A 17,087-nucleotide genomic window follows, 5' to 3' on the forward strand; every position below is an offset into this window, starting at 1 on the left:
ATAATTTTCTACCATTTTTTTTATTTCCTATTTTTTAGTTAAAATCAATCTATTATTTTAATATAGGCCAATATCCTTTATTAGCTTCGATTAAATCATCTAAAATAGCTTTTGCAACAGATGCACTTGGAACTGTTTTAGACATAGTAAGAGCTTGCCATAACTTTTGATAAGACCCTTCTATCCAAGCTTCAACAGTTAGCTTCTCAACAGAAACTTGCTGTTCCATAAGCCCTTTTTGGAATTGTGGAATTGCTCCAACAACTAATGGCTCAGGGCCAGCATTTCCAACAATACAAGGGATTTCAACCATAGCAGTAGGATCAAAGTTAACTATAGCACCATTATTTTCAACGATTAAAAGCATCTTCTCTTTTGTATTAAAAGCGATAGCTCTAGCAAGGTCAACTATGTAAGAAGCATGCTCATCGATATGAAGTTCTGTATTATTTGAAGTTTTATTTTTTACAATTTTATCACATTCACCAAAAACAAATTTCTCTCTTCCATCCATAACTTCATTAGCTCTTGTATACTCTTTATTTGAATGTTCAACAACATAATCAGGGAATAGATAGTATTTTAAATATGTATTAGGTAAAGTTGTAGGATCTACAGCAAATACATCTTTTGCTTTGGCAAATGTATCACACCAGCTAGCATCTGTATGTTGGCTATCACCTTTTTTCTCCACATACCCATATTTAGCTACATGTTCTTTTAAGGCAGGCATTAAATCATTTCCAGCTTTATCTTTTATAGATTTCCACCAACCAAAGTGGTTTAACCCGTAGTACATAATATCCATATCTTTTCTAGAATCTAAACCTAAAATTTCAGCCATTCTAACTTCAATTCCAATAGGCATATCACAAATATTTAAAACTTTAGAATTTGGCTTTAATCTTCTAGTAGCCTCAGCAACTATAGCAGCAGGATTAGAATAATTTAGCATCCAAGCATTAGGAGAGTATTTTTCCATATGGTCAATTAACTCAATAACTCCTCCAATTGATCTCATACCATAAGCAACTCCTCCAGGACCACAAGTTTCTTGTCCAACTACGCCATGTTTTAATGGTATTTTTTCATCTAACTCTCTCATTGGATATTTTCCAACTCTAATATGAGCCATAACAAAATCTATATCAGTGAAAGCTTCTTCTGGTTTTGTACTGTAGCTAAACTCTATTTCAGGAGCTCTTTCTTTTAAAAGAATAGCACAAGCATCTCCTATTTTGGCCTGTCTTTTGGCATCATTATCATACATTTTAATCTGTCTAATTGGGAATTTTTCAAGATTGTCCAACAGCATTAAAATTATTCCAGGAGTAAATGTACTTCCTCCACCAGCAATTAAAATCGAAAACTTTTTCATAATAAATCCTCCTATGCGTTAATTAAATTTTTTTCTGAATCTATATTTTCTAAATCTTTATTCATTAAATCTTCGAAGCAGTCCCTAACTTGTGGAACAGATAGTCCTACAATAATCTGAAGAGCATTACCTTTTCTAACAACACCATGAGCTCCAGCTCCTTTAAATATAGAGTCACCTTTAACTAATATTTCATCAAAAACAGTAACTCTAAGTCGAGTGGCACAGTTATTAACAGTTTCAATATTTTGAGCTCCTCCTAGGCCTTGTAAGAAAGTATAAGCTTGATCAAAATATGCGTTTTCAACAACAACATTTCCATTTTTTGCATCTTTTTTATTTTTAAAGTCCTCTTTAGTATAAAGTTTTACCTCTTCATCCTCATCCTCTCTACCAGGAGTTTTTAATTTGAATTTTTCGATACAGTATTTAAAAACAAAGTAGTATATAGGAATAAAAGCCATTCCAACACCAATTTGTGCAATCATAACACCAGTGTGATTTTTAAAAAGTGGTATCCAGTTAATAGCAGCAATCTCTATAAGTCCAGATCCCATATTTCCAACAACTCCAAAAGCATACATAACTGCAGCCATAGAAGCAGCTAAAACCGCATGGATAGCAAATAGAAATGGTGCAATAAACAGGAATGTAAATTCTAAAGGTTCAGTAATTCCCACTAAAACTGCTGTAAGAGCAGCTGGAATTAAAAGTCCAGAAACTATTTTTTTCTTTTCAGGTCGAGCAGTTTTATAGATAGCTAGTGCTATACCGATTGCTCCAAATATTTTACTATTACCATGTAGTGCAAATCCACCTTGGGGGAAAAGCTCTTTTAAAGGTAAAGTTGAGTTAGCAAAGTTAGAAAGATTTTGTGCCCAGAAAACTTGGATTCCATTGTCAACAACTGCAGGTCCAAAGATGAAAGGGCCATAAACAAAATGATGAAGCCCAGTAGGAATTAGAATTCTTTCAAGTAAAGTGTATAACCAAACCCCAAAAGTTCCAGAAGAAATCATTAATGTTTGTAAAGATGAGATACCCATCTGTACTTTAGGCCATACCAAACATGTTACGTATGCAGCGGGAATCATAGCTAAGAAAGCAATCATTCCAACAAGTGCACTTCCTTGAAATATTCCTAAAAAGTCAGGAAGTTTTGTATCAAAGAATCTATTATGTATATATATAGTAAGGCCTGATATTGCAATTGCTCCAACAATACTTGTGTCTAAAGTTTTAATTCCAGCTATTGTAGTTAACCCACTAACTCCCCCAATGTTTTGAGTAAAATCTACTCCAAAACTTGGCCCCCAAAAAGTTAAAATGGCATTAATAAAATAGTTAAAAGTTAAATATGTAACTAATACAGATAGACATGCACGAGGATGAGCTTTTTTTGCTAATCCTATTGGAAGTCCAACAGCAAATATAAGTGGAAGTTGTCTAAATACAGTCCATCCTCCCTCTTCAATAATATAAACAAGTTTGTAGAATAATCCATCTGGATTCGCCAAAGAACCTACGAAATCTGGATTTTTTAAAATAATTGTAAGAGCTACTGTTAATCCTGCAAAAGGAAAAAGTAGTACTGGTGCAAAAAGTGCTCCACCAAGTCTTTGAAAGAATTTTAACATCTTGTTACCTCCCAATTTTTTTCTAGGATCCTCTGTTATTCGAAGTATACAATAGAAAAAGTTCTAAATCAATACTTTGAATCTTAAAAACACACATTACTATAAACGTAACATGTTACGTCAAAAGAATAAAAATATAGAAAATGTTTTGTAAATATAGAGAATTTAGATATAATGTAAAAAATAAGAGATAAGGGAGAGGAAAAATCTGTGAAGATAACAATAAAAGAGATTGCAGAGGATGCAGGGGTTTCTGTATCTACAGTTTCAAGAGTAATATCTAATAATCCCAAAATAAGTGAAGCTACAAAATTGAGAGTGAGAGAGGCGATTGAAAGATTAAATTATAAACCAAATATAATGGCAAGAGGGTTAGTAAAAAGAAAAACAGGAATTTTAGGTATTATAATGCCAAAGGAAACAGCAACACTTTTTAGCAGTCCATTCTTTATAGAGGTTATGCAAGGGATTAGCTTAAAAGGAAAAGAGAGAGATTACTATATTATGTATGACTTTTGTAAAAATGAGAAAGAGGAGTATGAAGGAACAAAAAAGTTAGTTGAAAGTGGCCTAGTTGATGGAATTTGTCTTATGTCAACACGTAAAAACGATAAAAGTATTCAATATTTAAAAGAAACAAAATTTCCTTTTGTTATAATAGGTGAGCCTGAGGAAAAAGATGGTGTTTTGTGGGTAGATAATAATAATTTAAAAGCAACATATGATATGGTAAAAAAAATTATTCATAAAAATGCTAAAAAAATAATTTTTGTAGGTGGAGATAAAAATTTAACAGTTACAATAAATAGAGTGGCTGGTTTTGAAAAAGCATGTAAAGAGTTAAAATTAGATTACTCTATGTATTTGGGAAAAGATTTTTCAAGAGGAGAGGGATATAGATTAGCAGAAAAAATATTTTCAGAACAAAAATGTGAGAATTTTATAATTTCAGATGATAATCTTTTAAAAGGATTTTTAGAATATTTAGAAAAAAATGGTATAGAGAATGCAAATATAGGAAGTTTTAATAAAGCAAATATAAAAGAAATCTGGAAAGATAAAATTTTTCTTCTTGATATAAAACCTGAAAAATTAGGAATGGAAGCAGTGGACCTTTTAGTTAATTGTATTCAAGATAAATTAGAGAGTTGTAATAAAATAGTAGATATAGAATTAAATTAAAAGTTGTAAAAAAGGTTGTAGTAACTTTTTTACAACTTTTTTGTATTATATATAGACAAATTTGAAATTAGATGCTACAATACACAAAAAAGAGCAAACGTTTGCACAAAATGCAAAAATGTTAATATTCTAAAGATATATTAAGGAGAGATTAAAATGTGGTGGAAAGAGTTAATAGGATATCAGATTTATCCGAGAAGTTTTAAAGATTCTAATGGAGATGGGATAGGAGACTTAAAAGGGATAATAGAAAAGTTAGATTATTTAAAAGATTTAGGAATAGATCTTATTTGGGTTTCACCATTTTTTAAAAGTCCAAATGATGATAATGGTTATGATATAAGTGATTATAGAGATATTTTAGAAGAGTTTGGAACTATGGAAGATTTTGACAATCTTTTATCAGAAACTCATAAAAGAGGAATGAAGCTAATAATAGATCTTGTAATAAATCACACAAGTGATGAGCATCCATGGTTTATTGAAGCAAGAGAGTCAAAAGATAGTCCTAAGAGAGATTGGTATATTTGGAGAGAGGGAAAAGATAACGAAGAACCAAATAACTGGGAAAGTATTTTCAAAGGATCAGCTTGGGAAAAGTGTGAAAAAACAGATGAATACTACTTACATCTTTTTTCTAAAAAACAACCTGATTTAAATTGGGAAAATGAAGAGATGAGAAGAGAGATTTATAATATGATGAATTGGTGGTTAGATAAAGGAATTGATGGATTTAGAGTTGATGCTATAAGCCATATTAAAAAAGTTGATGGATTCCCTGATATGCCAAATCCTGATGGAAAAAAATATGTAGATTCTTTTGATATGCATATGAATATAGATGGAATTCAAAAATATCTAAAAGAATTAAAAGAAGAAACTTTCGCAAAATATGATATAGTAACTGTTGGAGAAGCTAATGGGGTAGATGCTGAAAACGCTGATGAATGGGTTGGAAGTGAAAATGGAAAATTCAATATGATATTTCAATTTGAACATCTAAAGTTATGGGATTATGAAGGAGACACTGAGTTTTGTCCAAAAGCCTATAAAGATGTTTTAAATAAGTGGCAAGTAGCTTTAGAAAATAAAGGATGGAATGCTCTTTTTATTGAAAATCATGATATTCCAAGAAGTACATCAACATGGGGAAATGATGGAGAATACTGGTTAGAATCAGCAAAATCTTTTGCAACAACATATTTTTTACAAAAAGGAACTCCATTCATCTATCAAGGACAAGAGATTGGAATGACAAATACAGTATTTAATTCTCTTTCAGAGTTTCAAGATGTGAAAAGTGTGAATGAGGGAAAAGAGAAGTTAGAAGCAGGAATGTGTGAGAAGATAGTTTTAGAAATTTTATCAAATACATCTAGAGATAATGCTAGAACTCCTATGCAATGGGATGATAGTTTAAATGCTGGATTTACAACAGGAAACCCGTGGTTAAAAGTAAATAGTAATTACAAAAATATAAATGTACAAAATCAAATAAAAGATGAAAATTCAATATATAATCACTATAAAAAATTGATATCTTTAAAGAAAAGTAGTAAAACTTTAATTCATGGAGAGTTTAAATTAGTTTTAGAGGATGACAAACATATATTTGCTTACTTAAGAGAGTTAGATAATGAAAGATATCTTATATTATCTAACCTAAGTGAAAATGAAAAAAAATTAAACCTATCAGAATTTAATATAAAAAATGAGGATATAGTACTATCAAATTATAAAATTATAGAAAAGGATTTAAAAGAGTTTATAGTTAGACCGTTTGAAAGTGTAGTATATAAAATTTAATATATATAGGGGAGACGTTAAAATGAAAAAGAAAAGTTTAATATCATTTGATTTTTGGCAAAAATTAGGAAAAGCTTTAATTGTTGTAATAGCAGTAATGCCTGCAGCAGGACTTATGGTTTCTATTGGTAAACTTCTTGGAACAAGTGGATTATCTATGGTTGGAAGAATTATAGAGGATATGGGATGGGGAGTAATTGTAAATCTAAATATACTTTTTGCAGCGGCAATTGGTGGTTCGTGGGCAAAAGAAAAAGCTGGTGGAGCTTTTGCAGGAGTAATAGCTTTTATACTAACAAATAGAATAACGGGGGCTATATTTGGAATAAATGGAGCGATGTTAAATAATCCAGAAGCGGTTATTACATCGTTAACAGGACAAGAACTATTAGTAAAAAATTATTTTACGATGATTATGGGAGCTCCAGCTTTAAATATGGGAGTTTTCGTAGGAATACTTTCAGGATTTTTAGGAGCAGTACTGTTTAATAAATACCAAAATTTTGATAAACTACCAAAGTCTTTAGCGTTTTTTAATGGAAAAAGATTTGTACCATTTGTAGTAATATTTGGATCATTTGTTATGGCTACTGTTTTATCTTTAATCTGGCCTTTTGTTCAGTGGGGATTAAATAGCTTTGGTGAATGGATTGCAACTTCTAGAAATACAGCACCAGTAATAGCACCATTTATATATGGAGCTTTAGAAAGATTATTATTACCATTTGGATTACATCATATGCTAACAATTCCTATGAATTATACAGAGCTAGGTGGAACATACCAAGTTTTAACAGGAACTGCAGTAGGAAGTACAATCGCTGGTCAAGATCCAATTTGGTTAGCTTGGATAACTGATTTAAATAACTTAAAAGCAGCAGGAGATATGACGGGATATAAAAATCTTTTAGATACAGTTGTTCCAGCTAGATTTAAAGCTGGTCAAGTGATATTATCAACAGCTTCACTTTTAGGAATCGGATTAGCGATGCTAAATAATGTTGATAGTGATAAAAAAACACAATACAAAACAATATTTATATCATCGATGCTAGCTGTATTCTTAACAGGAGTAACAGAACCAATTGAGTTTATGTTTATGTTTGTGGCACCAGTTTTATATGTAGCTTATGCAATTTTAACAGGACTTGCTTTTGCTTTAGTAGATATAATATCTTTAAGAGTTCACTCTTTTGGATTCTTAGAACTACTTTCTCGTATACCTTTAATGATGAAAGCTGGATTATATAAAGATTTAATAAACTTTGTAATAGTAAGTGGAGGATTTTTCTTTGCAAACTACTGGTTATTTAATTTAATTATAAAAAAATATGATTTGCCAACTCCAGGAAGAAGAGGAAATTATATTGATGAAGAGGAAGATAGTAGTGAGGAAAAAGTAAAAACAAATGGTAAACAAGAAGAGATTCCAGTTAGAATAATTGAGCTTCTTGGTGGAAGTGAAAATATAGTTGATGTAGATGCATGTATGACAAGACTTAGAGTTACTGTAAAAGATGCAGATGTAGTAGGAGATAAAAATATGTGGAAAAAAACTGGTTCTATAGGACTAATAATAAAAGACTGTGGAGTTCAAGCCATATATGGACCAAAAGCAGATATACTAAAATGTAAAATAATTGATATATTAGGGAGATAAATTTTAAATGAAACTATTAACACTAAACTGTCACTCTTGGCAAGAGAAAGACCAATTGGAGAAAATGAAGTATCTAGCTAAGGTAATATTTGAAGAGAATTATGAGGTAGTTGCTTTACAAGAGGTAAATCAATTAATAGAAGACAAGATTTTATATGATGATATAAGAGAGGGAAACTTTATAGATATTTTGTGCAAGGAGCTAAAAAAATTAGGGGTTGAGTATAGCTACCGTTGGGATTATCATCATGTAGGATACGATGTTTTTCATGAAGGAACTGGGATTCTTTTTAAAGGGGAGTTAAAAGAAAGTTTAGGAAAGTTTATAGGAAAAACTAAAGATACAAACTTTTGGAAAACAAGAAAATTTACAATGATATCTAAATTAGTTGGAGATGTTGTAATAGATTTTTATAGTTGTCACATGGGGTGGTGGAAAGATAGCGATAATCCTTTTGAAGAACAGTTAGATGAATTAATAGAGTTTGCTAATAAAAGAGGAAATATATACTTTTTAATGGGAGATTTTAATAATGATGCTAATATTAGAGGAGAGGGATACGACTATTTATTGACAAAAGGAGTTAAAGATACATATTTAGAAGCTGTAAAAAAAGATGATGGAATAACTGTACCAGGTGTTATTGCTGGTTGGGAGGGGAAGTGTAGTAATCCTAAAAGAATAGATTTTATTTTTACAAATAGCGAGAGTGAAATAAAATCTAGCGAGGTTATTTTTAATGGAAAAAATAAAGAGATTATATCAGATCACTTTGGGGTAGCGATAGAGATATAAAAATAAAAGGATTGAGCTAAAGAAGTAGCTCAATCCTTTTTCTATTTACTTTTCTATTTAGCAGTAGGTTTAACTTTTTTTAAGAAGTTATAGAAAACAAATACTATAATTCCTGTTGTAACATAAAGTTGAATACCAGCAATATTTCTAACAATGTTAGAATACTCAGGTAGATTTATACTAGTTAAGTAAGCACTCATTCTAAAAGATGCTACAGTTCCAACTGCCATAGGGAAGGTAGTTCCCGCAAAACCAGGGTGGAAGTTAAAGCTAAAGAATTTAGGAATACTTAATAGTATTGAAATAAGTGTTACAAAAACAATTCCATATAGGAAGAATGCAATATACATATTAGGTTCTTTAACTACATTTAAGTAACCAATAGCACAAAGGCTTGATGGTGCTAATAGTATAGCTTTTGTATGATAAACCATATCAGGTAAAGGTTTTATAATTAATCTTCTAATCATAAATGGAATTATTGTGAAGAATACCAACACTCCATAAACTAAAACCCATTTAGAAATAACAGGCTCATCCATAGCTCCACCTACAACAATAGAAACCATGATTCCATTATAAGTTACAAACCAACTTGGAACAAAGGTATCAATGTTAAAGTTTTTAATAACATTTCTATAAGTGAAAATACAAATAGCAAAAGCATGGAAAAATACACCGAAAAGCCAAAGATTTTTTCCTAAAAAAGGACTGTATGGAAGCAAAAATGCTCCAATAATCATAGCTAACATAGAGTAAGTACCGTATAAACTAGCAGGAATAGTGTTACTATATTCCGCTAGAAAGGCCTCTTTATGTCTAAAAATCTTTATAGTTGCTAAAATAAATACTACAATACCAATAATCATGAAGATATTTCTAAGGTAAGTAAAATTTAGTAATAAAAAGGCATTGGCAAGAGTGCACGCCCCAACAGTTGTAGCAATAGCCCCAACAGGGAAACGCTCTAACCTATCAATTGTCTCTTTAATCATTATAATCTCCTTATATTTTATTTTTTATACTCAAATTCAAGTTCAGAATTTATATTGAAGAAATCAGAGTAATCAATTTTAAAAATTGATTTTTTAATTTTTGAGATATCAATATTAAGTCTGATTAATTGTGTTAAAACACCTGTGTACGAAAGGTCTCCTTGAATAATAGCTCCATAAATTTTTCCATTTTTATGAGCAATTTTTTTGTAGACACCATCTCTTTCTCTAAGAGAATCAATAATCATTCCCTCTGTTTTTTCGTAAATATGTAAGCAACCTAAAGATAAAGTTGGAATATCAAAGAAGTTCATAGTTGACTTAGCAAAGAAAAAATCATCCATAACTCTAGTTTTTCCTGCCATATTTGAAGTAGCAGCTATTCCCTCTTTTACTGCAACAGACCAGATAGTACCATTGCCACTAATATCTCCAGCTCCATATACATCCTTAACATTAGTTTCACCTTTTTCATTAAAAAGAAGACCAACTTTATTGTATTCTATTGATGTATTTTCTAAAAACTCCACATTTGGCTTTACTCCAGCACAAACAATAACTAAATCAGCTAAAAGTTCAACATCTCTACCATCATCTATTAAACTTAAAGAGTTAATTAAATTAGGGTTATTTGGATTTACATTTAATTTTGTAACTTTTGAGTCAAAGAATAATTTTACACCATGCTCAACTAATTTTTTTTCATAAGTTATAGATGCTTCTTTATCAAGTTGTAATGGTAATAATCTATCAGACATCTCAATTAAAGATAGATTAGCATGAACATTTTTATTATGAATTAGTCCACTAATTGCATCCATACCAATTAAACCAGCACCAATGACCACGATATTTTTTGCTTTTTTAGAAATCTCTATAATTTTATTGCAGTCATCTAAAGATTTTAATCCTACAACATTTTCTTTTCCATTTATATTCTCAATAGGTGGGAAAAATGGTCTAGATCCAGAAGCGATTAAAACTTTATCGTATGAAACTACTTCATTATTATCTAAAGTGATAGTTTTTTCCTTTTCATTTAAAGAGATAACCTCTCTTCCTTTAATCCAGTTTATATTGTTTTTTTCAAAGAAATCTTTATCTACAAAGTTGATACCATCGACATCTCTCATTCCACCAATATAGTGATGAAGAATACATCTTGAGTAGATGTCAGTATCTTTAGAGATTAGTGTAATGTCTGCATTTTTGTCTAAAGATCTTAAGTTTTCTGCTCCATTAATTCCAGCTGCAGAAGCTCCAATTATAACATATTTCATTATTCTACCTCCTCAAGAGTAATTGCAGCCATAGGACATTTAGCAACACATTGTGGTCCGTTAGGATCATGACTACACATATCACATTTCATAATCTCTTTTTTAGTTGCTTTATCCTCTTTTAAAGTTCCATATGGGCACGCCATAATACACATATAACAACTAGCACATTTGTTTTTATCGTAAGTAACATATCCTGTTTCAGAATCTTTTCTCATAGCTCCACTCATACAAGTATAAACACACTCAGGAAGATCACAATTTCTACAAAAGATTGGAGAAAATTTAAAATCACTACTTAAGACAACTCTATTTCTAGAGTCAGCAGAATCGTGAGAAACTAAGCAGGCACTAACGCAAGTTAAGCAACCGATACATTTACTTCTATCTATTTTTATTCTTTTCAATTTAATCTCTCCTTTATCTTTAGATTTTTTCAATAGAAACTGGAGCATATTTATATGAAGGCTCCTTAGAATATGGATCATATATAGAAAGTGTTAAATTATTTGTTTCTATATAGTGAATAGGTGCGTATAAAACATCATGAGGTAAATTATCAGTAGTTAATGCTAAGAATTTACTACTTCTACCATTTATAGATTTAACTAAAACTTCATCTTGTGATTCAATACCTAACTCTTCACCAAGAGTCTTAGAGATATAGATATATGAATTATCTGAAGTTGAGTCATTAACATACGTGATCTCTTTCGTTCTAGTTTGAGTATGCCACTGTCCAACAGTTCCTCTTCCTGTATTTAGAACGTAAGGATAAGTTTCATTTGTAGGCACAGGATTTTCTGCTACATCTTCAAATACAAATTTAACCTTTTTACTAGGTGTATAGTATTCACCATTTTCAAATAGTCTTCTTTCGTTATCAACTAAAGTTTCACCCTCTCTAAATGGCCACTGAACACCATATCCATTTTCTAAAAGTTTATAGCTAACTCCAGTCATATCGCAAGGAGTATCCTTTGTAACTTTAACCATTTTATTGAAAACTGCTTCAGGAGTTTCCCATCCATCTAAAAGTGTTCCCATACCTAAAGCTTTTCCTACATTATATATAACTTCAAAATCACTAAAAGATCCTTCAGGCTTAGGAATAACAGGATTCAATTTAGATATTCTTCTTTCTGTATTGATAAGTGTTCCCTCTTTTTCTATTCCAGAAACTACTGGCAAGAAAAGATCAGCAAGTTCAGAGCTATCTGTATTTGGATACAGATCTTGTACAACAAAAAGGTCCAACTTCTCAATAGCTTCTGCGAATTGAGTGTTATTAGTCCAAGAGTGTCTAGGGTTTGTACAAAGAATCCATAGAGCTTTAATCTCACCAGAAACTATTTTTTCAATTATTACATTGTAAGGAAGTGTAGGTTTTGTTGGGAAAATAGCAGGATCTAATCCTAAAGCATCTCCAACAATTTTTCTTTTAGCCTCATCAGTGTACTCTCCACCACCATATAATCCAGTTGTATTACTGAAAAGACGTGATCCCATAGCATTACATTGTCCTGTTATAGAGTTAGCTCCAGTTCCAGGTCTACCCATATTTCCAGTCATAACAGCTAAGTTAATTATACCTTGAGCGGTTCTAACAGCTTGATAGCTTTGGTTTATTCCCATAGTCCACCAGAAAGAAACAGCATCTCCTTCATGAATAAGTTTAACTAAAGTTAAAAATTCATCTTTAGTTATTCCTACTTTTTCTTCTATGTCATCAATAGAGAACTTTGAAACATGTTCTTTAAAGGCATCGAAATTTTCAGAATATTTTTCAATATAATTATTATCAATCCAGTTATTTTCAATTAAATAGTTAGCAATTGTATAGTATAAAATAATATCACTTTTAGGTTTTATACAGAAGAAGTAGTCAGCATTTTGAGCTGTTTCACTGCATCTAACATCAATAACAATAACTTTCTTATTTTTATTTTTACGTACTCTATCCCAAATGATAGGGTGAGCTACTACAGGGTTAGCTCCAGTAAAAATAATAGTGTCAGAAAGTTCTAAATCATTTAGTGTATAAGGAGGCGCATCAAATCCAAAACTTTGTTTATGTGCAACAACAGATGTAGCCATACAAAGTCTAGTATTTCCATCAAGTTGTCCACCTACAAAGTTTCTAAAAACATGACCAACTAAAGCCATCTCTTCTAAAGCTAATTGACCAGTACTTATGCAGGCTACGCTTTCTTTTCCGTGCTTTTCAACGATATCTTTTAACTTATCGCTAAAAAAACTATAAGCTCTCTCCCAAGAGATTTCCTCTCTTCCATTTTCAGTTTTTAATAGTGGGTTTTTAGGAAAATCAGCTGATGTAAGTTGTTTATCAAGATTTAAACCTTTGATACAACTAAATCCTTTATTAACAGGATATTTTTCAGTGGGAATAACTTTTTTAATTTTATTGTCTTCAACGTAGAAATCCATGTTACATGCTAATGAACAGTAGTTGCAAGTTGTTTGAATTTTATTCATATTCTCTCCTCCTTGGTATACAAGTATTATATACATATTATAATACTTATTAATAAAAAATAGTAGTGTGACTTTAGTCACACTACTATAAAAAAGGTTAAAATTAATTCTAAAAATGTTTAAAAATTATTGTGTAATAAGTTCTAGTTCAACAGGAATAAACTGTGGAACTGTTTCCTTTTTTACAATTTTATCAGCCGCTTCAATTCCTTTAGCACCAATCTCTGCTGGTTTTTGAGCAACAGTTGCAGCAAGTTTACCCTCTTTAACAGCTTTCACTGCATCTTCAGTGGCATCAAAACCAACGATTATAAAATCAGTTTTTCCAGATGCTTCAATAGCTTTTAGAGCTCCAAGGGCCATCTCATCATTATGAGCAAAAACAGCATTAACTTCAGGTTGTGCTTGTAAAATATTTTCCATAACATTAAGTCCTTTAGTTCTGTCAAAGTCAGCAGCTTGTTTTGCAACTATATCTAATTTATTCTGAGCAGCCTTGTTAAATCCTTCTCCTCTATCACGAGCAGCAGTTGTACCAGGGATTCCTTCTAACTCTACAACTTTATTATTTTTTCCATTTAATTTTTCAACTATGAAGTTTCCAGCTAATTCTCCACCAGCAACGTTATCAGAAGCGATGTGAGTAACAACTTTTCCACCATTAGACGCTCTATCTAAAGTAATTACTGGAACTTTATTACGGTTAGCAGCTTTAACAGCTGATACAACAGCATCAGAATCAGTTGGATTTATTAAAAGAACATCTATTCCTTTAACAAGAAGATCTTCAACATTTCCTAACTCCTTAGAAGGATCATTTTGAGAGTCTAAAACAACAATTTCGTGCCCCATCTCTTTTGCTTTAGAAACAGCTCCCTCTTTTAAAGTAACGAAGAAAGGATTGTCTTGTGTAGAAACAACTAATCCTACCTTAGCAGCTTCAGCAATTGTCCCCATACCTAAAGCAAGAACCATAAGTCCTAAAAATCTTAATTTGTTTTTCATAATTATTACACCACCCATAAAATTTATTTAGAAGATTTTTTATCAATTAAAACAGCTATAAGAATTACTAAAGCTTTAACCATCATCTGATAGTAAGATGATACGTTTAAAAGGTTTAAAGCGTTTCCTAAAACACCAATAATAATTGCTCCAAGAGCAGTTCCTGCAATGGTACCAACTCCACCAGCAAGAGATGTTCCACCTAGAACAACTGCAGCAATGGCATCAAGTTCATACCCAGATCCAGCAGTAGGTTGAGCAGAACCAAGTCTAGAAGTAACAATAACTCCAGCTAAAGCTGAAAGAGCTCCACAAACACCATAAACTAAAGTTTTATATTTAGATGTATTTACTCCTGAAAGTTTAGTAGCTTCTTCATTTCCACCAATAGCATAGATATATCTACCAAATTTGATATTATTTAGTATATAGTATCCAGCTATGAAAAGAGCAATCATAATATATATTGGGATAGGAATATCAAAGAAATAACCTCCACCAATATTATCAAAGAAATCTCCACCATCTCTCACAGGGATTGGCTTACCATCAGTGAAAACTAAAGTGGCTCCCCTTAAAAGAGTCATAGTAACTAAAGTAACTATAAATGGCTGAAGTTTAGCATATGATATAAGTAAACCGTTAAAAATTCCAAAAAGTCCACCAATAATAACAGCTATAACAATAGCTAAAATTGGATTTACACCATTAGCTATTAAACTTGCTCCAAAAGCTCCAGTTAAAGCTAAAATAGAACCAACAGAAAGATCGATTCCACCAGTTAAAATAACTAAAGTCATTCCAATTGCAATAACTGAGTTTATAGATGTTTGTCTTAAAACGTTTAAGATATTATTAACTGATAAAAACCTTGGGTTTAAAAATGAAACTATTATAGAGAAAACAATTAAACCGATTAGAGGCTTATTGTTATATATTTTTTTTAACATTATTTATTCAACTCCTACTGCATATCTCATTATTTTTTCTTGAGTGAACTCATCTTTAGATAGAGTTCCACTTATTTTGTGTTCATGGATAACCATAATTCTATCACTTAGTCCCATTACTTCTGGCATTTCAGAAGATATCATAATAATACTAAGACCTTTTTTCTTTAGCTCGTTAATAACATCGTAGATCTCTTTTTTAGCACCAACATCTACTCCTCTAGTTGGCTCATCTAAAATCAGAATTTTAGGATTAGTTAAAAGAGCTTTTGCAATAGCTACTTTTTGTTGGTTTCCACCACTTAAGTTTTTAATAATTTGATTAGGTGAAGGAGTTTTTACTCCAAATTTTTCAATATATTCATCAACAGATTTGTTTTCAGCATTTTTATTTAAACCTAATCTACTTGAGAAGAATTTTAAAGATGATAGAGTCATATTTTCTTTAACACTTAATCCTAATACTAACCCATCTCCTTTTCTGTCTTCTGAAACGTAGGCAATTCCATGGTTAACACCAGATTCAGGAGAAGTAATAGAAACATCTTGTCCCTCTATAAAAACTTTACCAGAAGATTTTTTATAATATCCATATATAGTTTTTACAAGCTCACTTCTTCCAGCTCCCATAAGACCAGCAATACCTAAAATTTCTCCTTTTTTTAAAGCAAAAGATGCATCTTTTACATATTTACCACAAAGGTTTTCAACTCTTAAAACTTCATCACCAGGAGTTACAGAAACATTAGGAAACTGCTCACTTAAAGTTCTTCCAACCATTTTTTCAATAATATAGTTTTCATCAATATCTTTAACTTCAGCTTCAGAGATAAATTTACCATCTCTTAAAACAGTTATATCATCACAAATAGCAGGAATCTCTTTTAATCTATGAGATATATATATGATACTTTTTCCTTCTGATGTAAGCTCTTTAATAACTTTGAAAAGACTTTCAGTTTCCTTATCAGTTAGTGCATCTGTAGGTTCGTCCATAACAATTAGTTTAGCGTTTTGTGAAAGAGCTTTAGCAATTTCAACCATTTGCATTTTACCGATTGTTAAGTCTTTTATTAAAGTTTTTTCACTGTCTTCAACATTAAGAAGATCTAAAATTGATCTAGCTTCTCTATGCATAAGAGTCCAATCTATTTTTCCAAAATTATTTGTAAGTTCTCTTCCTAAAAATATATTCTCAGTTATACTCATGTGTTGAATTAAATTTAGCTCTTGGTGAATAATAGCAATACCAGCTTCTTGAGAATCTTTAGTTCCTTTAAAAGTAACTTCATGTCCATGATAGAAAACAGTCCCTGAATCTTTACTATAGATACCAGTCATTATTTTCATAAGTGTTGACTTTCCAGCACCATTTTCTCCCATTAAAGCCATAACTCTTCCTTTGTAAGCATTTAAACAAGCACCATCTAGTGCTTTAACACCTGGGAAAGATTTACAGATATCTTTCATTTGTAAAACAATTTCTTTATTCATTTAGAAAACTACTCCTGACTTTAAAATAATATTTGCATATGGAGTACATTCTCCAGTTCTAACAATTGCTTCACTTTCTTTTGTGATCTCTTTAAACTCTGTGTGAGAAACTTCAACAACTTTTGGATTCATTCCATTTTTTACGAAAGTTTCTAAAATTTCATTATAAACTTTAGGGTTAATAGTTTTAATTTCAGAGGCTAGAACAATCTCTTCAACTATCATTTCACTTAAAATAGCATCTAAAGTTTTGATAAAACTAGGGTATCCAGCTTCAATAGCTAAATCTATTCTTTTTACACCTTTTGGGAATGGAAGGCCAGCATCACAAAGTGTAATGTGAGATGTATGACCTATTTTAGCAATCTCATAAGAAAGTTCACTATTTAAAAGTTTTCCTTTTTTCAT

Annotated in this window: 14 protein-coding genes; 4 read left to right on the forward strand and 10 right to left on the reverse strand. The window is 31.0% G+C overall.

Annotated elements, in window-relative coordinates:
- Window positions 1-52: 52 nt before the first annotated feature.
- A complete protein-coding gene (locus MKD34_RS09225; RefSeq protein WP_240220922.1) occupies window positions 53-1,378 on the reverse strand; it encodes a 6-phospho-alpha-glucosidase in 1,326 nt (441 codons plus the stop codon).
- Window positions 1,379-1,389: 11 nt separating this feature from the next.
- Complete coding sequence (locus MKD34_RS09230; protein WP_240220931.1) at window positions 1,390-3,015, reverse strand: alpha-glucoside-specific PTS transporter subunit IIBC; 1,626 nt, start codon at window positions 3,013-3,015, stop codon at window positions 1,390-1,392.
- Window positions 3,016-3,225: 210 nt separating this feature from the next.
- Between MKD34_RS09230 and MKD34_RS09235 the strand changes: the two genes are divergently transcribed.
- The 4 genes from MKD34_RS09235 to MKD34_RS09250 all read left to right on the forward strand — a co-directional run bounded on the left by MKD34_RS09235 (window position 3,226) and on the right by MKD34_RS09250 (window position 8,459).
- Complete coding sequence (locus tag MKD34_RS09235) at window positions 3,226-4,197, forward strand: LacI family DNA-binding transcriptional regulator (RefSeq protein WP_240220933.1); 972 nt, start codon at window positions 3,226-3,228, stop codon at window positions 4,195-4,197.
- 156 nt (window positions 4,198-4,353) lie between these two features.
- The gene (locus MKD34_RS09240) at window positions 4,354-6,003 is read left to right on the forward strand and encodes a glycoside hydrolase family 13 protein (RefSeq protein WP_240220935.1); all 1,650 of its coding nucleotides are present in this window, start codon (window positions 4,354-4,356) and stop codon (window positions 6,001-6,003) included.
- Between the two features lie 22 nt (window positions 6,004-6,025).
- Window positions 6,026-7,663, forward strand: coding sequence for a PTS transporter subunit IIBC (locus MKD34_RS09245; protein WP_240220937.1), 1,638 nt, complete (start codon window positions 6,026-6,028; stop codon window positions 7,661-7,663).
- A gap of 7 nt (window positions 7,664-7,670) precedes the next feature.
- Window positions 7,671-8,459, forward strand: a complete 789-nt coding sequence (locus MKD34_RS09250) for an endonuclease/exonuclease/phosphatase family protein (protein ID WP_240220939.1) — start codon at window positions 7,671-7,673, stop codon at window positions 8,457-8,459.
- Between the two features lie 53 nt (window positions 8,460-8,512).
- On the opposite strand, the gene MKD34_RS09255 is transcribed toward MKD34_RS09250, so the two are convergent.
- The 8 genes from MKD34_RS09255 to rbsD all read right to left on the reverse strand — a co-directional run bounded on the left by MKD34_RS09255 (window position 8,513) and on the right by rbsD (window position 17,087).
- Entirely contained in the window at window positions 8,513-9,454 is a 942-nt protein-coding gene (locus MKD34_RS09255) for a TDT family transporter (protein WP_240220941.1), read from the reverse strand.
- 17 nt (window positions 9,455-9,471) lie between these two features.
- A complete protein-coding gene (locus MKD34_RS09260) occupies window positions 9,472-10,734 on the reverse strand; it encodes an NAD(P)/FAD-dependent oxidoreductase (RefSeq protein WP_240220943.1) in 1,263 nt (420 codons plus the stop codon).
- Window positions 10,734-11,141, reverse strand: a complete 408-nt coding sequence (locus MKD34_RS09265; protein ID WP_240220945.1) for a 4Fe-4S dicluster domain-containing protein — start codon at window positions 11,139-11,141, stop codon at window positions 10,734-10,736. The genes MKD34_RS09260 and MKD34_RS09265 overlap by 1 nt, the downstream gene beginning before the upstream one ends.
- A gap of 19 nt (window positions 11,142-11,160) precedes the next feature.
- The gene (locus MKD34_RS09270) at window positions 11,161-13,230 is read right to left on the reverse strand and encodes a molybdopterin oxidoreductase family protein (protein ID WP_240220947.1); all 2,070 of its coding nucleotides are present in this window, start codon (window positions 13,228-13,230) and stop codon (window positions 11,161-11,163) included.
- Between the two features lie 126 nt (window positions 13,231-13,356).
- A complete protein-coding gene (gene rbsB, locus MKD34_RS09275) occupies window positions 13,357-14,235 on the reverse strand; it encodes a ribose ABC transporter substrate-binding protein RbsB (protein WP_407933867.1) in 879 nt (292 codons plus the stop codon).
- A gap of 23 nt (window positions 14,236-14,258) precedes the next feature.
- Window positions 14,259-15,185, reverse strand: coding sequence for a ribose ABC transporter permease (gene rbsC / locus MKD34_RS09280; RefSeq protein WP_240220960.1), 927 nt, complete (start codon window positions 15,183-15,185; stop codon window positions 14,259-14,261).
- Between the two features lie 3 nt (window positions 15,186-15,188).
- Window positions 15,189-16,679, reverse strand: coding sequence for a ribose ABC transporter ATP-binding protein RbsA (gene rbsA, locus MKD34_RS09285; RefSeq protein ID WP_240220962.1), 1,491 nt, complete (start codon window positions 16,677-16,679; stop codon window positions 15,189-15,191).
- On the reverse strand, window positions 16,680-17,087 hold the full coding sequence (gene rbsD, locus MKD34_RS09290) for a D-ribose pyranase (protein WP_240220964.1): 408 nt from the start codon (window positions 17,085-17,087) through the stop codon (window positions 16,680-16,682).

The organism is Cetobacterium somerae, assembly GCF_022430525.1.
GTDB lineage: Bacteria > Fusobacteriota > Fusobacteriia > Fusobacteriales > Fusobacteriaceae > Cetobacterium_A.